At 68.1% G+C, this 21,600-nt stretch carries 19 protein-coding genes and 1 tRNA gene; 14 read left to right on the plus strand and 6 right to left on the minus strand.

Annotated elements, in window-relative coordinates; genetic code table 11:
• Positions 1 to 8: 8 nt before the first annotated feature.
• Positions 9 to 1,535: a phosphate acetyltransferase gene (gene pta, locus H8R18_RS02285; protein WP_223875351.1), complete on the minus strand. Its 1,527-nt coding sequence runs from the start codon at positions 1,533 to 1,535 to the stop codon at positions 9 to 11.
• A gap of 150 nt (positions 1,536 to 1,685) precedes the next feature.
• Here pta and guaA point away from each other — a divergent pair, with 150 nt between their 5' ends.
• The 8 genes from guaA to H8R18_RS02320 all read left to right on the plus strand — a co-directional run bounded on the left by guaA (position 1,686) and on the right by H8R18_RS02320 (position 10,349).
• Complete coding sequence (gene guaA, locus H8R18_RS02290; RefSeq protein WP_191072103.1) at positions 1,686 to 3,263, plus strand: glutamine-hydrolyzing GMP synthase; 1,578 nt, start codon at positions 1,686 to 1,688, stop codon at positions 3,261 to 3,263.
• Between the two features lie 15 nt (positions 3,264 to 3,278).
• Complete coding sequence (locus H8R18_RS02295; protein ID WP_191072102.1) at positions 3,279 to 4,211, plus strand: TatD family hydrolase; 933 nt, start codon at positions 3,279 to 3,281, stop codon at positions 4,209 to 4,211.
• Between the two features lie 83 nt (positions 4,212 to 4,294).
• The gene (locus tag H8R18_RS02300; RefSeq protein ID WP_191072101.1) at positions 4,295 to 5,443 is read left to right on the plus strand and encodes a resuscitation-promoting factor; all 1,149 of its coding nucleotides are present in this window, start codon (positions 4,295 to 4,297) and stop codon (positions 5,441 to 5,443) included.
• Between the two features lie 75 nt (positions 5,444 to 5,518).
• Positions 5,519 to 5,905 (plus strand): ubiquitin-like domain-containing protein, encoded by a 387-nt coding sequence (locus H8R18_RS02305; RefSeq protein ID WP_194189353.1) that lies wholly within the window; start codon positions 5,519 to 5,521, stop codon positions 5,903 to 5,905.
• A gap of 56 nt (positions 5,906 to 5,961) precedes the next feature.
• Positions 5,962 to 6,573 (plus strand): G5 domain-containing protein, encoded by a 612-nt coding sequence (locus H8R18_RS02310; protein WP_194189354.1) that lies wholly within the window; start codon positions 5,962 to 5,964, stop codon positions 6,571 to 6,573.
• Positions 6,554 to 6,685 (plus strand): aggregation-promoting factor C-terminal-like domain-containing protein, encoded by a 132-nt coding sequence (locus H8R18_RS09485; RefSeq protein ID WP_265087387.1) that lies wholly within the window; start codon positions 6,554 to 6,556, stop codon positions 6,683 to 6,685. Before H8R18_RS02310 ends, H8R18_RS09485 begins: the two co-directional genes overlap by 20 nt.
• 32 nt (positions 6,686 to 6,717) lie before the next feature.
• Positions 6,718 to 8,508, plus strand: a complete 1,791-nt coding sequence (gene rsmA, locus H8R18_RS09705; RefSeq protein WP_194189355.1) for a 16S rRNA (adenine(1518)-N(6)/adenine(1519)-N(6))-dimethyltransferase RsmA — start codon at positions 6,718 to 6,720, stop codon at positions 8,506 to 8,508.
• Positions 8,509 to 8,510: 2 nt separating this feature from the next.
• Positions 8,511 to 10,349 (plus strand): ABC-F family ATP-binding cassette domain-containing protein, encoded by a 1,839-nt coding sequence (locus H8R18_RS02320; RefSeq protein ID WP_191072098.1) that lies wholly within the window; start codon positions 8,511 to 8,513, stop codon positions 10,347 to 10,349.
• 23 nt (positions 10,350 to 10,372) lie between these two features.
• Here H8R18_RS02320 and H8R18_RS02325 read toward each other — a convergent pair whose 3' ends face one another.
• The 5 genes from H8R18_RS02325 to H8R18_RS02345 all read right to left on the minus strand — a co-directional run bounded on the left by H8R18_RS02325 (position 10,373) and on the right by H8R18_RS02345 (position 14,698).
• Positions 10,373 to 11,728, minus strand: coding sequence for an ABC transporter permease (locus H8R18_RS02325; RefSeq protein WP_191072097.1), 1,356 nt, complete (start codon positions 11,726 to 11,728; stop codon positions 10,373 to 10,375).
• The gene (locus H8R18_RS02330; protein WP_191072096.1) at positions 11,725 to 12,465 is read right to left on the minus strand and encodes an ABC transporter ATP-binding protein; all 741 of its coding nucleotides are present in this window, start codon (positions 12,463 to 12,465) and stop codon (positions 11,725 to 11,727) included. The genes H8R18_RS02325 and H8R18_RS02330 overlap by 4 nt, the downstream gene beginning before the upstream one ends.
• A gap of 2 nt (positions 12,466 to 12,467) precedes the next feature.
• Positions 12,468 to 13,439: an efflux RND transporter periplasmic adaptor subunit gene (locus H8R18_RS02335; RefSeq protein WP_191072095.1), complete on the minus strand. Its 972-nt coding sequence runs from the start codon at positions 13,437 to 13,439 to the stop codon at positions 12,468 to 12,470.
• Positions 13,440 to 13,508: 69 nt separating this feature from the next.
• On the minus strand, positions 13,509 to 14,021 hold the full coding sequence (locus tag H8R18_RS02340) for a MarR family winged helix-turn-helix transcriptional regulator (protein WP_227712845.1): 513 nt from the start codon (positions 14,019 to 14,021) through the stop codon (positions 13,509 to 13,511).
• A gap of 50 nt (positions 14,022 to 14,071) precedes the next feature.
• Positions 14,072 to 14,698 carry a TetR/AcrR family transcriptional regulator gene (locus tag H8R18_RS02345; protein ID WP_338088372.1) on the minus strand — a complete coding sequence of 209 codons (627 nt, stop codon included), beginning with the start codon at positions 14,696 to 14,698 and terminating at the stop codon, positions 14,072 to 14,074.
• 109 nt (positions 14,699 to 14,807) lie between these two features.
• Here H8R18_RS02345 and H8R18_RS02350 point away from each other — a divergent pair.
• The 6 genes from H8R18_RS02350 (at position 14,808) to H8R18_RS02375 (ending at position 21,543) form a co-directional block, all read left to right on the plus strand.
• Positions 14,808 to 14,879, plus strand: a tRNA-Gln gene (locus tag H8R18_RS02350).
• Positions 14,880 to 14,959: 80 nt separating this feature from the next.
• Positions 14,960 to 15,931 carry a ribose-phosphate diphosphokinase gene (locus H8R18_RS02355; RefSeq protein ID WP_191072094.1) on the plus strand — a complete coding sequence of 324 codons (972 nt, stop codon included), beginning with the start codon at positions 14,960 to 14,962 and terminating at the stop codon, positions 15,929 to 15,931.
• 157 nt (positions 15,932 to 16,088) lie between these two features.
• Positions 16,089 to 16,703 carry a 50S ribosomal protein L25/general stress protein Ctc gene (locus H8R18_RS02360; protein ID WP_191072093.1) on the plus strand — a complete coding sequence of 205 codons (615 nt, stop codon included), beginning with the start codon at positions 16,089 to 16,091 and terminating at the stop codon, positions 16,701 to 16,703.
• A 73-nt stretch (positions 16,704 to 16,776) separates the two neighbouring features.
• On the plus strand, positions 16,777 to 17,373 hold the full coding sequence (gene pth, locus H8R18_RS02365) for an aminoacyl-tRNA hydrolase (protein ID WP_191072092.1): 597 nt from the start codon (positions 16,777 to 16,779) through the stop codon (positions 17,371 to 17,373).
• 2 nt (positions 17,374 to 17,375) lie between these two features.
• Positions 17,376 to 20,963: a transcription-repair coupling factor gene (gene mfd, locus H8R18_RS02370; RefSeq protein ID WP_191072091.1), complete on the plus strand. Its 3,588-nt coding sequence runs from the start codon at positions 17,376 to 17,378 to the stop codon at positions 20,961 to 20,963.
• Positions 20,964 to 21,000: 37 nt separating this feature from the next.
• Positions 21,001 to 21,543: a hypothetical protein gene (locus H8R18_RS02375; RefSeq protein ID WP_191072090.1), complete on the plus strand. Its 543-nt coding sequence runs from the start codon at positions 21,001 to 21,003 to the stop codon at positions 21,541 to 21,543.
• Positions 21,544 to 21,600 lie beyond the last annotated feature (57 nt).

A 21,600-nucleotide genomic window follows, 5' to 3' on the forward strand; every position in this document is an offset into this window, starting at 1 on the left:
GTGCGGGTTCAGTCCTGGGCCTGGACGGCCGTGATGATGACGGTGTTGACGATGTCGTCGACCAACGCCCCGCGCGACAGGTCGTTGACGGGCTTGCGCAGTCCCTGCAGGACCGGGCCGACGGCGAGCGCCCCGGCCATGCGCTGGGCGGCCTTGTATGTGCAGTTGCCGACGTCGAGGTGGTTGAAGATGTAGACGCTCGCCTGTCCGGCCACGGGCGAGTCGGGAGCCTTGGTCGCGGCGACGGCGCGATCCTGGGCGGCGTCGAACTGGAGGGGGCCGTCAATGGCAATCTCGGGAGCCGCGGCTTGCGCGAGCGCCGTCGCCTCGGTGACCTTGTCGACGCTGGGGCCCGACCCCGATCCCAGGGTGGAATACGAGATGAGGGCGACGCGCGGGGCGATCCCGAAGGCCTCGGCCGTCTTCGCCGAGGTGACGGCGATGTCGGCGAGTTGGGCGGGCGTGGGATCGATCGTCACCGCGCAGTCGGCAAACAGGTAGGCGCGGTCGGCGAACAGCATGAGGAACGCCCCCGACACCGTGGAGGTTCCCGGCTTCGTCTTGATGATCTGCAAGGCGGGACGAATCGTCTCCGCGGTCGTGTGGATCGCGCCAGACACCATGCCGTCGGCCTCGCCGAGGTAGACCATCATCGTCGCGAAGTAGTTGATGTCGTCGAGCTGGGCGAGCGCCTTGTCGTACGTCATGCCCTTCTTCTCGCGGACGACGGCGAGCTCGCGGGCGTAGCGCTCGCGGCGTTCGGCATCGGCCGGCGAAATGACGGTGATCCCCTCGAGTGAGAGGCCGAGTTTGTCGGCGTCGCGGGCGATGACGTCGGCCTCGCCCAGCAAGATGAGGTCGACGACGTCGATCTCGCGCAGCTTCGCGGCGGCGCGCAGAATGCGTTCGTCACCGGATTCGGGCAAGACGATGCGGCGGCGATTCGCGCCGGCGCGCTCGGTGAGGAGCTGCTGGTAGGCGACCGGCGACGTCGGGGCGATGGTGTCCGGGGAGAGCACCGGGGCCAGTCGCTCGCGCAGTGCCTGGGGGTCGCCCAGCTCCTCGGGCGCCATCGCGATGAGCGGGACATCGGTGTCCTCGGGCAACTGGGTGGCGTTGGTGACGACGATGGCGAGCAGGGGGACGTAGGCGGTGGTGAAGCGGCGGGCGATGACGGTTCCCGCCTCGCGCAGCTGGGTCAGGCTGAGGTCGGTGGCGTCGAGGAGGCCGAGCGCGTGGGCGTGCAGATGCGGAGCAGCCAGCGTGTGCAACCGGATGGGATCGGAGCCATACGGCACGGCCGGCAGTGTGGCATCGATCACGACCTCGCCGCCTCCGACCGCGCGCGCCGCCTCGACCTGGGCGGTTTGCGGGCAGGCGAGCCAGGGATCGGGGGAGGAGAACAGACGGACCACGCGGGGTCCCCCCAGTACCTCGGCCATGGTGGCGGCCATGGCCGACCCGTCGGTTCCCTCGCGTAGAGGGCACAGGTAGAGGCGGTCAATCATCTCGCGTTCATCCTCTCGTGTGGTCATGGCGATGCCAAGGCAGGCATCGCGGGTATGTCCTCATCTTAGGAGATCGGAAAAACCCCGGACAGACGGCGGTGCGGTAAAAACTTGTGGATTTTTACCTCTGTCTTAACCTCGGCGGTGCGTGACGCCCGCGTCGGTTACGCTAGGCCGGTGAGCACGCACAACACCCACGAGCGCCCGGTCCTCGTCGTCGATATGGGCGCCCAGTACGCCCAACTCATCGCGCGACGCGTGCGCGAAGCCCGCGTCTACTCCGAGATCGTCCCGCACACGATGCCCCTGAGCGAGATCCTCGCCAAGAATCCCGCGGCGATCATCCTCTCGGGAGGTCCCTCCTCGGTCTACGCCGACAAGGCTCCACGCGTGGATGCGGCACTTGTCGACGCCGGCATTCCCGTGCTCGGCATTTGCTACGGCTTCCAGCTGCTCGCCGACATCACCGGCGGCGGGGTGGGACGCACCGGCGAGCGCGAATACGGCCACACGCCGACGGCGGTTCGTGCGCAGTCCCAGCTGCTCCACGGCATCCCCGAGAACTTCAGCGTGTGGATGTCACACGGCGACGCCGTCGAGACCGCGCCCGAGGGCTTTAACGTGTGCGCGGCGACGCAGCAGACGCCGGTCGCGGCCTTTGAAAACCCCGAGCGGCGGCTCTTCGGCGTGCAGTGGCATCCCGAGGTGCGCCACAGCGAATACGGCCAACAGGTCATCGAGAACTTCCTCTACCGCTGCGCCGGACTCAGCCCCGACTGGACGCCGTCATCGATCATCGACGCCCAGGTCGAGCAGATTCGCGCCCGCGTCGGCGGCGCCCGCGTCATCTGCGCGCTCTCGGGCGGGGTCGACTCCTCGGTCGCTGCGGCGCTCGTCCACCGCGCGATCGGCGACCAGCTGACGTGCTTCTTCGTCGACCACGGCCTGCTGCGCGAAAACGAGCGCACTCAGGTCGAGCGCGACTACGCCGCATCGATGGGTATCCGCGTCGTCACGATCGACGAATCCGACAGGTTCCTCGACGCGCTCGCGGGCGTCAGCGATCCCGAGACGAAGCGCAAGATCATCGGGCGCGAGTTCATTCGCAGCTTCGAGGCCGCCCAGCGCCGCCTCGTCGACGAGGCCGACAGCGAGGGCGAGGACATCGGCTTCCTCGTGCAGGGCACCCTCTACCCCGACATCGTCGAATCCGGCGGCGGCGAGGGAACGGCGACGATCAAGTCTCACCACAATGTCGGTGGCCTGCCCGAGGACATGCAGTTCGAACTCATCGAGCCCCTGCGTGAACTCTTCAAGGACGAGGTGCGCCAGGTGGGTCTCGAACTTGGCCTGTCCGAGAACCTCGTGTGGCGCCAGCCCTTCCCCGGTCCGGGCCTGGGCGTGCGCGTCATCGGCGAGATCACGCGCGAAAACTTGCGCATCCTGCGTGCCGCCGACGCCATTGTCCGCGAGGAGCTGGCGCGCGCCGAGCTCGACCGCGACATTTGGCAGTGCCCGGTCGTCTTGCTGGCCGATGTCCACTCGGTCGGCGTCCAGGGCGATGGGCGCACCTACGGCCACCCCGTCGTGCTGCGCCCCGTCGCCTCCGAGGACGCGATGACGGCTGACTGGTACCGCCTGCCCTACGACGTGCTCGGACGCATCTCCACGCGCATCACCAACGAGGTCGAAGAGGTCACCCGCGTCGTGCTGGACTGCACGTCGAAGCCGCCGGCGACGATCGAGTGGGAATAGGCGACAGGAGGCACCGTGGGTAAGTCCCGCACACCGCGCACGTGGCCCGAGGCTCCCGCTTCGCTGCGCCACAGCTTGATCGACAACCACTGTCATCTCCCCGTCACCGCCGAGGAGATTCCCGTTGCCGACGGCGTTGCCCTCGACCTCGACACCCAACTGCGGCGGACTCGCGCCGCGGGCGTGGCCGGTGTCATCACGTGCGGGTGCGAGATTCCCGCGCTGGAGCCGACGCTCGCCCTCACCCAGTGCGAGGGCGTGTGGGCCGCGCTGGCCATTCACCCGAACGAGGCGGCGCTCCACTGCGGTGTCGATGAGCCGAGTCCCGACGGGCTGCACCCTAAGTTCCTGCCCCATCACCGCCTCAGCCTGGACGAGGCGGTGGGCCGGGTCGAGGAACTCGTCCGCGCGAATCCGCGCGTCGTCGCCGTGGGCGAGACGGGACTCGATTATTTCCGCACGGGCCCGAGCGGTCGCGAGGCCCAGCGACGGTCTTTCGAGGCCCACATCGCACTCGCCAAGGAGCTCAATGTGCCGTTGCAGATCCACGATCGCGACGCCCACGCCGACACGATTGATGTTCTCAGGCGGGTGGGTGCCCCCGAGCGCACGGTGTTCCACTGCTTCTCTGGCGATGCCGAGATGGCGCGGGTACTCGCCGATAACGGGTGGTATGCCTCCTTCGCCGGTCCCGTGACGTTTAGGGCGAACGAGCAGCTGCGCGATGCAGCCCGCGTGCTCGACGCCACTCGGATCCTGGTCGAGACCGACGCCCCCTATCTGACGCCGCATCCGTTCCGGGGGCGGCCAAACTCTCCCTACATGGTCGGCGTGACGGTCCGCGGCCTCGCCGCCGCCCGGGACGAGGACCCCGATGAGCTGGCGCGCACGCTCACGGCGACGACGTGCGAGGTCTACGGCATCAGCGTGCCCGAACTCGGTGCGTGACATATCTCAAATACATCGCGACCAGGTAACGATTCGGTTACGGTAGCTGGCGTATGCTGTCTGGAATCCAGAAAGGGCATCCCGTGGCAATTCGCTTTCCCCGCCTGAGTCCCGCCGGTGTTCGCGTGGCATCTGCCGGCGCCGCGGCCGTCGTCGTCGCCACCGCGGGTGTGGGCGTCGCCCACGCCCACAAGACCGTGACGGTCTCGATCGACGGGGCAACCCGCCAGGTGATGACGTGGCGAGCGACGCCCAGCGAGATCCTCACCGAGGCCGGCATCGACGTCGACCCCCACGATCGGGTCCGCGCCCCCCGCCGCGTCGGTGACGGGCAGCGCATCGACGTCGCCACCGGGCACAGTGCCGTCGTGCGGGGCGCGTCGGGACCGCAACTGCGATGGGTGGCCGAACCGGACCTCGTCACCGCGGCGGCAAAGCTCGAGACCGCGCAGGAGTCACGGCTGCCGCTCAGCCACACCTCGGCTCTGACTGAGCGCGCGATCGGCTCCGCCCGCCAACTCGACGTCGTTCACGATGGCGCAACCGAGCACGTCGCGCTCACGGACGGGGCGACGCCTCAGCGACTCTTGGCCGACCTCGGCGTTGAGCTGGGGCCGCTGGATCGGTTGAGCCTCGAGGCCACGTCGGACACCCCGGTGCTGCGCGTGGAACGGGTGAGCCGGCAGACCCACAGCGAAGACAAAGTCACCCGGCACACGACCCGCGAGGTCGAGGACGGCTCGCTGCCGAAGGGCACCCGCAAGGTCGAGACCGAGGGCAAGGACGGGGTGATCCGAGCGACCTCATTCGTCGAAACGGTTGACGGCGAGGTCGTCTTCCATCGCGACGGCACCGAGACCCCTGTCCAAGAGATGGTCGAGGAAGTCGTCCGCGTCGGCACGAAGGCGGCTCCCGAGACTTCGACGACGACAGCAGGTGGGGGAGCGGCTGCCTCGCCGGTGCCCGCGGCGCCTCAGGGGAGCGCCCCGTCCAGCGGCGTGTGGGCCGCCCTCGCCCAGTGTGAGTCCGGAGGCAACCCGAGCGCGGTCTCGGCGAACGGCATGTATCACGGCCTCTATCAGTTCTCGGTCTCCACGTGGCGGGCCATGGGCGGATCCGGGCTGCCGTCGCAGGCCAGCGCGGCCGAACAGACCCAGCGCGCCCAGGCGCTCCAGGCGCGGGCTGGCTGGGGACAGTGGCCGGCGTGCGCTCGCTCGCTCGGGCTGTACTAGTCGCGGTCGCCGTGCCAGGGTGAGCAGTGTGAGGACGAGGCTGAGAGGGGACGACAGCGAATGCGACGACGTGCGGTGACTACGGCATGGGTGCCTCGAGCGGTCTCGGGTGCGGCCGTCATCGGTGTCGTCATCGCCGCGGGCGCGGGGGCCGCGGCGTTCACGGTGAGCCCGCATGACGTCACCCTCGTCGTCGACGGTGCCCGGCGCAGCCTCAGCGTCGGCGACGGCTCGGTGAGCGATGCCCTCGCGGAGGCCGGAGTTCCCGTTGCCGCTGCCGACGACGTCGTGCCCGCGCGCACCCAGCCGGTGCGCGAGAAGATGACGATCACGCTGACTCACGCCCAACCGGCGTGGGTGCAGGAACCCGGGGAAAGCGTGCGACCCGTCGTGCCATTGCGGGCACGAGCCTCACCGACCAGGTCGTTCGGCTTCGCCAAGACCATCCGCAGGCCCAGCTGACAGTTCCGCGCACGGCGTCGGGCACGTCGTTGCCGCTCGTCAGTGATGACACACAGGTGACGGTCCACGTCGACGGCGACACCCGTACCATCGATGCTCCCGCCGGCCTCGCCGCCGCTGACGCGTTGGCTGCATCCGGCATCGCCCTGGGGCCGCTCGACCAGGTGAGCCTGGGGCTTGGCGGCGAGGGACTGCCATCGCTGACCATCACCCGCATTGGGCGCCAGGGCGTGCATGAAGACGTCGAAATTCCCTTCGAGACGCAGGAGAAGAAGGACGACACTCTGTTTGTCGGTCAGCGCATCGTCGACGTCGAGGGGGTCAGCGGCCTCAAGCGCGTGACGTATGCCGTCCAGTCGGCCAACGGCGCGGAGTCGACACGCGAGGTTGTCTCCGAAGAGGTCGTGCGCAAACCCGTCAGCGAAGTCGTTCGGGTGGGCACGCGCGAACTCCCCACGGGAGCCGCGGCGAGCGGCAGTGCCGGAGACGCCCAGCAGATCGCGCTGGCCCTGCTGCCCGAGTTCGGATTTGGCGCCGACCAGTTCACGTGCCTGCAAACCCTGTGGAACCACGAATCCGGTGGACACTCACGGCAACGAATCCCTCGTCGGGGCCTACGGGATCCCGCAGGCCCTGCCGGGATCGAAGATGGCGTCTGCCGGGGCTGACTGGCGGACGAATCCCGCCACCCAGATCCGCTGGGGCCTCGGCTACATCGCCCAGCGGTATTCGACCCCGTGTGGGGCGCTCGCGGCATGGAACTCGAAGGGCTGGTATTGAGCTTCGCGCGAAGTCGCTAGAGTGAGTCGGTGATGGAACCGAGTCCCCACGTCGACCTGCTGACCCCCGCCGCGATTCGCGATCTCGCGCGCGGCCTCGACATTCGCCCGACGAAGACGTTGGGGCAGAACTTCGTCCACGACGCCGGAACGGTGCGCCGAATCGTTGCTGCGGCGGGACTTGCGCCGGGCACGCACGTGCTCGAGGTCGGTCCGGGGTTGGGGTCGTTGACGCTGGCTCTCCTCGAGGCCGACATGCGGGTCAGTGCCGTCGAGATCGACCCCAAACTGGCCACCGCGCTGCCGCGCACGGTCGAGACCCGGTGTGATCGCCCCGAGAACCTCCGCGTCGTGTGGGCCGACGCGCTGACGATCACGGGGGCCGGCGACCTCAACGAGCGCGCGGGGAGTGCGTGGGAGCCGCCGCGTGCCCTCGTCGCCAACCTGCCCTACAACGTGTCCGTGCCCGTCCTGCTCGGTCTCATCGAGGCCATCCCCGAACTCGAGACGGCGCTCGTCATGGTTCAGCGCGAGGTCGCCGAACGGCTATGCGCCGGGCCGGGATCGCGCACGTACGGCGTGCCCTCGGCGAAGCTCGCCTGGTACGGCGAGGCGAGGCTGGCCGGCAACATCGGTCGCAGCGTCTTTTGGCCCGAGCCCCACGTCGATTCGGCGCTCGTGAAATTCCAGCGCCGCCCGCGCTATGAGGCATCCGAGCGCTTCGACACGTTCAGCCTCATCGACCAGGCATTCGCTCAGCGCCGCAAGACCCTGCGCAAGGCGCTGGCCGACCTGTGCGGTGGCGCCGATCGAGCGGCGGCCGCGTTGGAGAGCGCCGGCATCGATCAGCGCTCGCGCGGGGAGGCCCTTGGCATTGACGATTTCGTTCGGCTGGCTCGCGCGGCCCGCCCGGGGCGCGTCGCCCGCGCGAGTGCCGGGGGAAAGATCAATCTTCTTCTCGACGTCGCGCGCCCCGACGAACGCGGCTACCACCCGCTGCGCTCGCTCTTTTGCGGTCTCGACCTGATCGAGACGGTCACGGTGACACCGCGGCTGGGCGAGCGCGTCGACGTGACGACTCGGTGCGCGAGTAAGCAGATCGGCGACCTCGCTGGTCTGTCGACTAACGACCACCTGGCGGTGCGTGCCGTGCGGGCCGCCCTCGCTCGCTGCGGCAGGCAGGCGGGATTTCACCTCGACGTCGACAAGCACGTTCCCGTCGCCGGCGGCATGGCCGGGGGCTCGGCTGATGCCGCGGCAGCCTTGCGCGCAGCCCGTGAGGCATTCGACCTCGACCTCAGCGACGACGACCTCCACGAGATCGCCCGCGACCTCGGTGCCGATGTGGCCTTCGGCCTCGTCGGCGGCCTCGCGCTAGGCCTCGGCTACGGCGATGTTGTCACCCCGCTCGGCCCGGCGCCGACGCGGACGTTCGTACTCGCGATCAACGAACGCGGCCTATCGACGCCGGAGGTCTTCGCCGCCTTTGATGCCTCGGGCGCCGGGCGAGCAGCGTGCGAGGACGCGCTGTCGCCACGGTGGATGCAGGCGCTAGCCGACCCCGATCCGAGCGCACTGGGCGAACTCGTGAGCAACGACCTGACCGACGCCGCCCTCAGCCTGCGTCCGGATCTGCGAGAGATCATGCGCGCCGGAGACGACGCCGGGGCCGTGTGCACGTTTGTGTCGGGGTCCGGCCCGACCATTGTGGCGCTGGCGCGTGACGACGAGCACGCGGCGGCGCTGGCACGCGCACTGGCGGCCGCACCGGGCGTCGCCGCCACCGTGATCGCCACGGGGCCGGTCGTACCCGGGGAGGACTAAGCATGGCTTTTCTCGTCGGCACAAAGGACGCGGGCGTGCGCGGGGGCGTGCGGCGGATTCTCGGCGGGGTCACCGTCGCCCTCGACGATGGCGATCGCGTCGGCATCGTCGGCCCCAACGGAGCGGGCAAGTCGACCCTGCTCCATGTCCTCGCCGGTACCCGCTCCCTGGACGCGGGCGATCGCAGCCTCAGCGGCGGCGTGCGCATCTCGACGCTGTCCCAGGCCGACGACTTCGTTGCCGGCGTGAGCGTGCGCGAGGCCGTCCACGGCACTCGACCCGAGCACGAGTGGGCGTCGGATCCCCTCGTGCGCGACATTCATTCGGGGTTGCTCACCGACGTCGATCTCGCTGCCGAGGTCGCGACGCTCTCGGGCGGGCAGCGCCGCCGAGTGGCGCTCGCGCGCTGCCTCAGCCGCGACGCCGACGTCGTCTTGCTCGACGAACCGACGAACCACCTCGACGTCGAGGGTGTCGACTGGCTCGCCACCTATCTGCTGCGCCGTTTCCGTCCTGGGCACGGCGCACTGGCGGTCGTCACCCACGATCGGTGGTTCCTCGACGCCGTGTGCACGCGCATGTGGGAGGTCGTCGGCGCGGTCGATCCCGGCGACGAGCGCCCCCAGGTTGCCGGCTACGTCGAGGAATACGACGGTTCCTACGCGGCTTACATCCTCGCTCGGGCCGAGCGCGCCCGTCAGGCGGCCACTCAGGCCCGCAAGCGTGCGAACCTGCTGCGCAAGGAGCTGGCGTGGCTTCGCCGCGGTGCCCCGGCGCGCACGTCGAAACCGAAGTTCCGCATTGATGCGGCCGAGGCCCTCATCGCCGACGCGCCGCCCCCGCGCGACAGCGTCGAGCTCGTCGCGACGGCGACGGCGAGGCTGGGCAAGCGCGTCGTCGATCTTGAGGGCGTCTCGCTGGCATTCCTCGCGCCCGATGGTGCGCGCCGGGTCATCCTGGACGAGCAGACGTGGCGGCTCGCGCCCGGTGAGCGGGTCGGCATCGTCGGCGTCAATGGCGCGGGAAAGACGACCCTGCTGCGCCTCATTGATGGCACCTACGAGCCCGATGGCGGGCGGGTGAAGCGCGGTAAGACCGTCGAGATCGCTCAGCTCTCGCAGTCGACCCATGAACTCGATGAGCTGGGGGACCTGCGCGTTAACGAGGCAGTAGCCGCCGTTAAGCGCTCGATGATGATTCAGGGTAAGGAAGTCAGCGCGAGCCAGCTCGTCGAGCGTCTCGGTTTTACCCGGGAGCGGGCGTGGACGCCGGTTCGCGACATCTCGGGCGGCGAGCGACGCCGGCTCCAGCTCATGCGCGCCCTCATGGCCGAACCCAACGTGTTGCTGCTGGATGAGCCGACGAACGACCTCGACACTGACACCCTCGCGGCGTTTGAGGACCTCCTCGATTCGTTCCCGGGCACGCTCGTCGTCGTCTCGCACGATCGCTACTTTCTTCAGCGTGTCACCGATCACCAGGTGGCGCTGCTCGGGGACGGAACGATCCGAGACCTGCCGGGCGGCGTCGACGAGTATCTGCGCCTGCGCGCCCAGGGCGCACGAGAGCCGCGGCCTCCCGCACCCGCCGATGCGCCGCAACCCGCGGGTCTCAGCGGCAAACAGCGCCACGCCGCGCGCAAGGAACTCGGCGCGCTCGAGCGCAAGCTCGCCAAGCTCGAGGCACGGCTCACCGAACTCGAGGGCGAGATGGCGCAGGCGGCGACGGCCGGCGACGTCACCACGCTGGCGGAGCTTGACCGCGACACGCGCGAGGTGCGCGACCAGCGCGACCAGGTCGAACAGGCGTGGCTGGAGCTGGCCGATCAGCTCGACGGGTGAAGTGGTCGGCCCCGATTACCTCGCTAGAACCGGATCGCGTCAATCGGCTTGATCCGCACGGCGATCGACGCCGGGATGATCCCGCATAGGGCGCCGACGAACGCGGCGATAGCCAATCCGGTGAGGGCGCTGGAGAGCGGATAGGGCGTCTGTGACAGGTCGGGGTATCCCAGCAGCTCACCGGGGACGAAGCGCACCGTGAGGATCGACAGGATGACCCCGACGACGCCGGCGACCGTGGTGGCGACGACCGATTCGAGGAACACGGCGAAGAAGATGCGCTTCGCCGAGGCCCCCATCGAGCGGCGAATTCCGATCTCGCGCACGCGTTGGCGAATGGTGACGATCGAGACCGTCAGCAGGCCCAGGGCGCCGATGAGGATGACGATCGCGCCGATGCCGCCGATGACCATCTGGAAGGTCTGCATCGTCTGCTGACTCGAGGCCTCGGCCTCGGCGTCGACGAGATTGTCGACCGTGTAGCCCGGTCCCAGGCGCGAGGCCAGCGCGGAGCTGAGAACCTGTGACGCCGGGGTGATCTGCTCGGGAGGAACGGCGACGTAGACGGTTTGATAGGCGAGAGCCTCGCTCAGCGCCTGCGGCGAAAAGACCGTGAACAGGGCGTCATAGGACAGGTAGATCTTGGGCATGGGCGCAAGCGTGCCATCGTTGACGACGCCGACGACCGTGAAGCTTGGGGCGCCGGGGGAGCGCGCGCTGAATCGCGGGTACTGGGTGATGTCGGGGCGTCCCAGGCGTTCCCACATCATCGTGTTGACGACGACGGGATTCATCTGTCGCTCCCCGTCGCCAGCCTCGAGCAGGCGTCCGCGGACGAGTTTGTGGTCGAAGATCGTGAAGTAGGCGGGATCGACGCCGGCGATCGCAGGTGTTTGCGCACACGGGTCGGTCGGGTCCCACCCGGCCGCGTCGTCGTACCCCTCACAGTCCAGTGCCCCCGGGGCAGTGACGTTTATCTGCATCTCGGCCGAGCGTGAGGCGAGCGTCGCGTGGGTTTGCTCGAAGAGATCGCGCGCCGCCGCAGCAACCGGATTGGCCGCGTGGCCGGTGTCGTCGATGCTGACCGGGGCGGCCCCACTCTCGTCGCCGCCCGTGTCGCCACCTGGATCTTGTGTCGCGTCGTCAGTCGCGCTGGCGGTTACCCCCAGCGACACGGTGCCGCGGATGCCGGACATGTGGACGTTCTCGGTTTCCAGGGTGCGCACCATCATCGTCCCCAGCGCCATGACCGTGCCCATCGCCCACACGGCGGCGGCCACGCCGATGAGCGAGAGGATGACGCGACCGCGGTTGATGACGAGTTCCTCCCATGCCTCGGTGAGTGCCCCGAGAACCTCTTTGAGCACTGCGCCCCTCATCGGCCCTCCTCCCGCTCATGCTGTGGTGGTGCGGACAACGCGGCGAGGACGTCACGTTCGCGTGGGGCATGCAGGCGCCCGTCGGCGATCTCGAGGACGCGGTCGGCGCGTGCCGCCACCGCCGGATCGTGGGTGATGACGACGAGCGCCGCCTCGGTCTCGGCCGCGATCTCCTCGAGGAGGTCGATGACAATCGCCCCCGTCGTTCGATCCAGTGCTCCCGTCGGCTCATCGGCCAAGATAACGCGGGGTTTACGTACGAGTGCACGCGCGATCGCGACGCGCTGTTGCTCGCCGCCCGACAGGTGCCCGGGCATCGCGTCGGCACGATCGGCTAGGCCGACGCGCTCAAGCATGGCGAGGGCCTGGTCGTGACGGGTCCACAGGTCGGCGGGGTTGGGCGAGTAGAGAAAAGGGACGGCGACGTTGTCGAGGGCGCTGCGCGAGGCGAACAGGTTGAACTGTTGGAAGATGAAACCGAACTGCTGCCCGCGCAGCCTGGCCCGCGCGCCCTCGCTGAGCGTGGCGACGTCGACGTCGTCGAACAGGTAAGTCCCCTCGTCGGGCAGGTCGAGCATGCCGATGATGTTGAGCAGCGTCGATTTTCCCGTTCCCGACTGGCCGACGATTCCGAGATGTTCGCCCGCCGAGACTTCGAGGTCGATGCCGCGCAGGATCGGCAGCGGGTCACCATTTTGCAAGATGACGGTGCGGTGGACGTTGCGCAGTGTGAGCATGGCTAGCCCTGCTCGCCGGTGGGATCATCTGTCGCGTCCTCGCTGGCGGGGACGAACTCGAGGACCTCGGTGGACTCGTCGAGTCCGCTCGTGATCTCGATCAGCGTGCCGTCGGTGATCCCCAGTCCCACGGTCTGCGGCTTGGGCTTGGCGGATCCCTGCGCCGGAAGATAGACGCGTCCCTCGCGGTAGCGGCCCTCGACCGCGGTCACCGGCAGCGTGAGGACGTCGCTGACCGAGCCGCCCGCGATCGTCAGCTTGCCGGTTACCCCGTCAAACACGCGCTGGTCGGAAGGAATGTCGCAGCGGATCTTCGGCGTCGTGGCGACGTTGGTGCTGCCTCCTCCCTCGCTGTTCTGCGTGCTCGTCTGCGCGGGGCCGGACAGCGTCGTGAGATTGATGCAGGCGAAGGGTGCCGGCCCGTCCGTGATGGCGAGTTCGCCCTGGGGCGGCAGCGACTGGAGCGCGTAGAGCTGATCGGGAGTGACGGTGACCTCGGCGTGGAAGGCCTCGGGCAGGATCGATCCGATCGCCTCCCCGATCGTCACCTCCTGCCCGACGATCGCGTCGAGAGTGACCGTGCCCGTCCCCGTGGCCGACACGGTGATCCACCGCGACGTCGGTGCCGCGTCGGGAGTGGTCGGCTCGCTCGTCTGCTTGACCTGGAAGAGCGGCGCCCCGCGCGAGACGCTGTGGCCCGAGGACACGTACACCTTGACGATCTCGCCGGCAGCGGTCGCTTTGATCGGCACCGATTCGTTGCGCACGACGGTGGCGCGCAACGACACGGTGTTCTCGATGTCGCCGCGGCTCGCCGTCACCGTTGGCGTGATGAAGTCGCCCTGCCCGGTGACGGGGTCATCGGGCGAGTTCGAGGGGAAGAACGCGAATTTGACCAGCGCGACGGCGATGACCGCCCCGATGATGAGCTTGAGGACGGTGGCGATCTGGGAGCGTGTGGAGCGGCTAACCATCGGGGCACCTCATTGTTCGACGATGGATGTCTTCTCGGACCACTGGCTGCAGCGAGCGGACGAGCGTGCTTACGAGTCTAGCGGGATGAGAACGCGTCGCAGGAGATTTGCCAATTCGTCTCGGTGGGCGTCGTCGAGCGGGGCCAACAGGTCGCGTTCGACGCGGACGAGCTCGCCAAGTGCATGGTCGACGCGCTCTTTGCCGGCGTCGGTCAGCGACACCTGCACGCCGCGGCGGTCGTGAGGCGAGGGCGAGCGCACGACGAGGCCCTGGTCTTCGAGGCGGTCGATCCGGTTTGTCATCGTCCCCGACGACACGAGTAGCTCCGTCATGAGGCTGCCCGGCGTGGCCGAATACGGCGCACCGGCGCGGCGCAGCGCTGAGAGCACGTCGAACTCCCACGGCTCGAGTCCGTGGGCGAGGAACGCCTGGCGGCGGCGCAGATCGAGTTGGCGTGCTAGGCGGGACACGCGCGAGAACACCTCCATCGGCGAGGTATCGAGATCGGGAAGGACCTCGGCCCACGCCTGGGTGATCTGGTCCACTTCGTCACGCCGGGGCAGAGAGGTCGACTTCGTCACATCCCCAAGATACGTGATACCGGCGCGCGCGCCCGCACGCGTCCGCGGCCTCACTTCTTCGTCGGCGTCGTCAACAGCGTGGGGTTGTGGGAGAGATGGCGCATGCCGAGCCAGGCGAGATTGGCCAGGTGGGCCGCCACCTCGTACTTGTCGGGTTTGCGCACGTCCAACCACCACTGGCCGACTTGGGAGACCATGCCCACGAGCATCTGGGCGTACATCGGCGCCCAGTCGGGGTTGTAGTGGGATTCCTTGAACTGTTTGGCGACGATGGCCTGGACCTTGACGGCGACGTCGCCGATGACCGACCAGTAGGTGCCCGACGTCGACGTCGGGGGAGCGTCGCGAACCATGATGCGGAAGCCGTCAGAATTCGTCTCGATGAAGTCGAGTAGGGCGAGGGCGGCCTGCTCGGCCATCTGGCGCGGTGACGTCGAGGTGAGAAGCGCCTCGGTGATTGAGGACACGAGGCGCTGGACCTCGCGATCGACGACGACGGCGTAAATCGCCTCTTTGCCGCCAAAGTGCTCGTACACGACGGGTTTGGAGACGTGGGCGGCCTGGGCGATTTCCTCCATCGAGGTCGCCTCGTAGCCATTGGCGGCAAAGACGCTGCGTGCGACGGTGATGAGCTGTTCGCGCCGCTGAAGCCCGGTCATCCGCACACGTTTACTCACAACTCATCCTTCCTTAATCCGCCATTTCTCACCCTAACGGTGGCGCACCGTTCGCTAGCCAGCGAAGCGATTAGCCAGCGCGGCTTTCCGTATGAGAAACTAACGGCGGTCCGCCCTAGTGTAACGGCAGCACACAGGCTTTTGGTGCCTTGAGGTCCGGGTTCGAATCCTGGGGGCGGAGCGCCCGCGGTTACGCGAGTGCGCGCGGGCCGCCGCGCGCTCGTCTGCCGAAGCAGCGGCCAGGTAGGAGCACCCATCCCCATGACCGGTATCCACACGTCCGGCGAAAAGCACCTGATGATCGTCCCCGGCCGCGCCTACCCGGAGCTGGCCGACAATATCGCCGCGGAGCTGGGTACCCAGGTCCTGCCGACAACGGCCTACGATTTTGCCAACGGCGAGATCTACGTTCGCTTCGGTGAGTCGGTGCGCGGCACCGACTGTTTTGTTATTCAGTCCCACACCCAGCCGCTCAACAAGTGGGTGATGGAGCAGCTCATCATGGTGGATGCGCTCAAGCGAGCCTCGGCCAAGCGGATCACCGTCGTCGCCCCCTGCTTCCCCTACGCGCGTCAGGATAAGAAGCACCAGGGCCGCGAACCCATCTCCGCCCGCCTCATGTTCGACCTGTTCAAGCAGGCCGGTGCCGACCGCATCATGGCGGTCGATCTGCACGCCTCGCAGTCGCAGGGATTCTTCGACGGCCCGGTCGATCACCTGTTGGCGATGCCCGTGCTACTCGAGCACGTGCGCACGCTCGTCCAAGATCGCCCCGTCGCCGTCGTCTCGCCCGATGCCGGTCGCATCAGGGTGGCCGAGAAGTGGGCGAACAAGCTGGGATCGACGGGGTTGGCGTTTGTCCACAAGACGCGCGACACGACCCGCCCCAACGTCGCGGTCGCCAATCGCGTCGTCGGCGACGTCGAGGGCAAGGTGTGTGTCCTCGTCGACGACATGATCGACACCGGCGGCACGATCGCCGAGGCCGTCAAGGTCCTGCGCAGCTGCGGCGCGCTGGAGGTCATCGTCGTCGCCACGCACGCGCTGCTGTCGGATCCGGCTGTCGAGCGGCTGTCGACGTGCGGGGCCAGCCACGTCGTCCTCACCGACACGCTGCCCATTCCCGAAAACAAGCGTTTCGATAACCTCACCGTGCTCTCGATTGCCCCGCTGCTGGCGAAGGCGATTCGCGCCGTGTTCGACGACGGCTCGGTGACGGCGCTGTTCGATTAGGCGTGATCTGCGCCGCGAAAGTGGCGGATGCGCGGTGGTCTTCGCTACCGTGCACTGTGTGCCTCGGCGAGGGAGTCTCATCTCCGTGATCGACGCGGCCGTGGTGAATCCACGTCCTTCCGGGGCTGACTGACCGATCAGACTGAAGGAGGCCACCATGGCTGCTATTGCTCTCACCGCCGAGCTTCGCGAGGAGACCGGCAAGGGCGCTGCCCGCCGCGCCCGTCGCGCCGGCAAGCTCCCCGCCGTCATCTACTCCTCGGACACCGAGACCCGCTCGCTGTACCTGCCTGCGCACGAGACGTTCCTCATCGTCAAGGACAACGCGAACGCCCTCGTGTCGCTGACGATCGGTGACGAGAAGCAGCTGGCGCTCGTGAAGGCGATCCAGCGTCACCCCGTGCGCCGCGACATCCTCCACGTCGATCTGCTCGCGGTCTCGCGCACCGAGAAGGTCGACGTCGACGTGGCCATCGAGGTCACGGGTGAATCGGCCCCCGGGACGATCCACGCTCAGGAAATGTTCGAGCTCGCGGTCTCCTGCCCGGCTATCGAGATCCCCGAGTCGATCGCGCTGTCGGTCGAGGGCCTCGAGGAGGGCTCGGTCCTGCGCGTCGGCGACCTCACGCTGCCCGAGGATGTCACGACGGACGTCGATCCCGAAGAGGTCGTCGTCTCCGTCATGATTCCGGAAGAGGAGCCCGAGCCCGAGACGGAAGAGACCGAGGGCGAAGAAGAGGGAGAGCCCGAGGCCGAGGACGAGGACGCCTAAATCCTTATTCATCGTGCGGGGCGGGTGGGTCAACCACTCGCCCCGCATGCTATGACGAGCAGATAGGAGCGCCATGAGCGACACGTGGGTCATCGTTGGCCTGGGCAACCCGGGTGCGGAGTATGCGGGGACGCGACACAACCTCGGTCACGACGTCATCGGCGTTCTCGCCGATCGGATGGGGGTACGTCTCAAGCGCCACCGCGGGATCGCCCACATCGGCGAGGGACGCGTCGGCATCGGTGCGTCCGGAGGACCGGGCCCGCGCTGCGTCATAGCGACGCTACAGTGCTTCATGAACGTCTCGGGTGGACCGACGAAGCAGCTCCTCGACTATTTCCACGTCGACGCCACCGCTCGCCTTCTCGTCGTCCACGATGAACTCGACCTCGAGGCCCATGACATCCGCCTCAAGCGCGGCGGGGGAGAGGGCGGCCACAACGGGTTGCGCTCAATCTCGCAGGCCCTGGGGACTCGCGACTACGCGCGGCTTCGCCTCGGGATTGGGCGCCCACCCGGACGCCAAGACCCGGCCGACTACGTGCTCGGCAAGATTGCGCCGAAGCAGCGCGCTGACTGGGAGGTGACGTTTGAGCGGGCCGCCGACGTGTGCGTCGACGTCGTGACGAGCGACTTCGCCGCGGCTCAGCAGCGCCTGCACACGGCGTGAAAATGGCCCCTCTCGAGCGCGATCCCTACACTGGCCGGGTGAGTCTCGCCGGTCTGGTTCCCCTTCTCGACATCCCCGATCTTCCCGTTGCCGACCCCGCGGCGATTGCCTCGATCCACGCCGTTGACGGGATTCGCCCGCTCGTCGTGGCACGCATGTGTGCGCGGCGACCGGATCAGGCAGGCCCGATCGTCATCGTCACGGCGTCGGGGCGGCGCGCGGAGAACCTCGCCGCCTCGCTGGCGGCGCTTGGGGTGAGGGCCGACGTGTTTCCCTCGTGGGAGACGCTGCCGCACGAGCACCTCTCGCCGCGCGCAGACACGATGGCCCGGCGCACGGCGATCCTGCGTCGCCTCGTCCACCCCGAAGTCGAGCATCCGGTGGCTGGGCCCATCTCGGTTCTCCTCATTCCCGTCCGTGCCTTCCTCCAACCCGTCGAGGCGACGCTGGCCGCGGTCGAGCCGGTGCGGGCGCGGGTCGGCGACCACATCGCCCCCGGCGACCTCGTCGAGCGCCTCGTGGCGATCGGGTACGAGCGCACCGATATGGTGGCGGGCCGCGGTGACGTCGCCGTTCGCGGCGGCATCGTCGACGTGTTTTCCCCGATCGACGACCATCCCGTGCGCATCGAGTTCTTTGGCGACGACATCGACGAGGTCCGCTCCTTCACCGTCGCCGACCAGCGCACGATCGGCGAGCGCGAGGGTGGGCTGTGGGCACCCGTCGCCCGCGAGCTCCTGCTGACCCCGTCCCAGCGCGAGCGAGCTGCACAGCTGGTGACCGAGCTGAGCGGGGCCGCTGACATGCTCGAGATGCTGAGCCAGGGCATTCGCTGCGAGGGCATGGAAGCGCTTCTGCCGGCGTTGAGTGAGCGGCTGGTTCCCGTCAGCGATTTCTTCCCCGCGGCCTCCACCGTTGTTATCGACGAACCCGAGAAGGTGCGCAGCCGCGCCGTGGACCTCGTCTCGACGACCCAGGAATTCGCCCAGGCCGCCTGGCACGCCGCTGCTGCCGGCGGCAAGATTCCCGTGTCGATTCCCACCGATCCCTATGCCGACCTCGGCGACATTCGCGATAGCGTGCGGTCGGCGGGGCATGGCTGGATCGACATGACGAACCTGCCGGCAGCCCCCGGCGGCGAGGCCGGTGACCAGATCGAGACGGGTGCGGCGGACTCGCCGAAGTGGCGCGGTCGCTTGCCCCAGGCAGTTGCCGATCTCGGCGAACGCGCTCGTGCCGGCTGGACGATCCTCCTCATCGCCGGCGGGCCCGGATCCGCGAAGCGGCTGGCGACCAACCTGTCCGAGGAGGGGCTGGCCTGCCGGGTCCTCGACGACGTCGCCGGGGAGATCGAGGCCTTCGCCGGGGTGAACGTCGTCGCCTCACAGGTGCTCGCCGGTTTCGAGCTGCGTGCGCGCCGCCTCCTCGTGCTCACCGAGCGCGACCTTACCGGCCGTGAGGTCAATCCCGCGCGTCCTCAGCGCAGCTTGCCGTCTCGGCGCCGCGGCGCCATCGTCGACCCGTTGGCACTGTCGACCGGCGATCTCGTCGTCCACGAGAAGCACGGGATCGGCCGATTCATCGAGATGACGACCCGGTCGCTGTCCGGGGTGACGCGCGAGTACCTCGTCATCGAATACCAGGCAAGCAAGCGCGGTCGCCCCGCCGATCGGCTGTTCGTGCCGACGGATTCCCTCGATCTCGTCACCCGCTATACCGGTTCGGATCAGCCGACGCTGTCGAAGATGGGCGGGGCGGATTGGGCTCGAACAAAGGCCAAGGTCCGCAAGGCGACCCGCGAGATCGCGGCCGAACTCATCCGTCTCTACGCCGCGCGCCAGGCGAGCACCGGCCACGCGTTTGGTCCGGATACCCCGTGGCAGGCCGAGTTGGAGGGGGCCTTCGCCTATGTCGAGACGCCCGATCAGCTGGTGACGATCGACGAGGTCAAGGCCGATATGGAGAAGCCGCAGCCGATGGATCGCCTGCTGTGCGGCGACGTCGGCTACGGCAAGACCGAGGTCGCCGTGCGCGCGGCCTTCAAGGCCGTCCAAGACGGCAAACAGGTCGCCGTGCTCGTGCCGACGACGCTGCTTGCCCAACAGCACTACGAGACGTTCACCGAGCGGTATGCGGGATTCCCCGTGCGCGTCGAGAAGCTGTCACGGTTCTCGAGCCCGGCCGAGGCCGAGCGCGTGAAAGCGGGCTTGGCCGACGGGTCGATCGACGTCGTCATCGGCACGCACGCCCTGGTGTCCGGGGCGGTCATCTTCAAGGATCTCGGATTCGTCATCATCGACGAGGAACAGCGTTTCGGCGTCGAACACAAGGAAGCCCTCAAGGCCCTACGCACGAATGTCGACGTCTTGTCGATGTCGGCCACCCCGATCCCTCGCACCCTCGAAATGGCGATCACGGGGATCCGGGAAATGTCGACGCTGCTGACCCCGCCGGAAGAGCGCCACCCCGTCCTCACCTACGTCGGTCCCTCGTCCTCGACCCAGATCAAGGCGGCGATTCGGCGCGAGATGCTGCGCGACGGCCAGGTCTTCGTCGTTCACAACCGCGTGGCGAGCATCGACAAGGCAGCCGCGCGCATCGCGTCGCTCGTCCCCGACGCCCGCATCGCGGTTGCCCACGGCAAGATGAGTGAGACGCAACTGGAATCCGTCATGGTCGACTTTTGGAACCACGACTACGACGTCCTCGTGTGCACGACCATCGTCGAGACCGGCCTCGACATCGCCAACGCGAACACCCTCATCATCGAGGGGGCCGAGAAGATGGGGCTGTCGCAGCTCCACCAGTTGCGCGGGCGCGTCGGGCGCGGGCGCGAACGCGCCTACGCCTACATGTTCTACGACCCCGATCGCCCGCTGACCGAAACGGCGCATGAGCGCCTGTCGACGATTGCGGCCCAGACCGATCTGGGGGCGGGAACGGCTGTTGCCCAGAAGGACCTGGAGATTCGCGGCGCCGGCAACCTGCTGGGAGACGAGCAATCCGGCCACATCGCCGGGGTCGGATTCGACCTGTACGTGCGCATGGTCGCCGAAGCGGTCGCCAATTTCCGCGATGGCACCGAGGAGGAAGAGGACGAGCACCGCCTCGAAATTGCCGCCGAGGCGCACATTCCCCCGGACTACATCCCCTCGGAGCGCCTGCGCCTCGAGATCTACGCGAAGATTTCGGCAGCGCGCACCGAGGAGCAATTCGGCGCGATCGCCGAGGAACTAACCGATCGCTACGGTCCCCTTCCCGCCGTCGTCACGCGACTGCTGTCGTTGGCGCGGCTGCGCGAGCAGGCCCGCGCGCTGGGGATCACCGAGATCGTCACCCAGGGCAAGTACCTGCGGCTGAGCCCGGTTGAGCTGGCGGATTCGCAACGGTTGCGCCTGCTGCGGCTGCATCCCGGGACGCTGCTCAAGCCGGCCGTGCGCGAGATCCGGGTGCCGGCGCCCAAGAGCGGGGGAATTGCCGGGCGACCCCTCGCCGATGACGACCTCATCGCGTGGATTCGCGACCTGTTGGCGAACATCATCACGCCGTTTGGCACGCGGCGATCTGACGACGCGGCAGCAAACGGTTAGCATGAGGACGAATGAGCGGCCACGAAAGGGAAAGCAGATGAAGGCTCCTCGCGTTTTGGTGATGGCGATGGCAGGCGTCGCGCTTGCCGCCTCTGTGACGGGGTGCCAGGCCCCCGGCTCCGACCGTCAAGCGCTGTCATTTGCCGGTCACAGCTACACCGAGGGGCAGGTCAGCGAGACGACTCGCCAACTCAACGAGCTGGTTTCTGCCAGCAATGCGGGGCAGGGCGCGCCGATGAAGTTCTCGCGCATTCAGACGATGACCCTGCTCATGTACAGCCCGATCATCGACAACGCCCTGGCACCCGAACAGGAACAGGTCGTCGATGCGCAGCTCAAGGCGTTGGCCGCGGTGGCGCCCGAGGCCGGCACGCCGACATCGACGACGAAGGAAGCCTTCCGCAATTTCCTCGTCGTCCAGAGCGACTCGATGGGGATCTACACGACTCAGGTCCAGCAGCTCGTGGCGGCCAATCCCCCGAAGTTCTCGTCGCGCTACGGTCACGTTGATGACTCGCAGCTGCTGCCGATGCCGAACTTCGGTGGCGGCGTTGCCTATGCCCCGAAGACGCAGGGCTAGCACGCGCGCGCTTTAGCCGAGATCACGCCCCGGCCGGGACCATAGTCACTCCCCGGT

It is taken from the genome of Nanchangia anserum, from assembly GCF_015240065.1.
GTDB lineage: Bacteria > Actinomycetota > Actinomycetes > Actinomycetales > Actinomycetaceae > Nanchangia > Nanchangia anserum.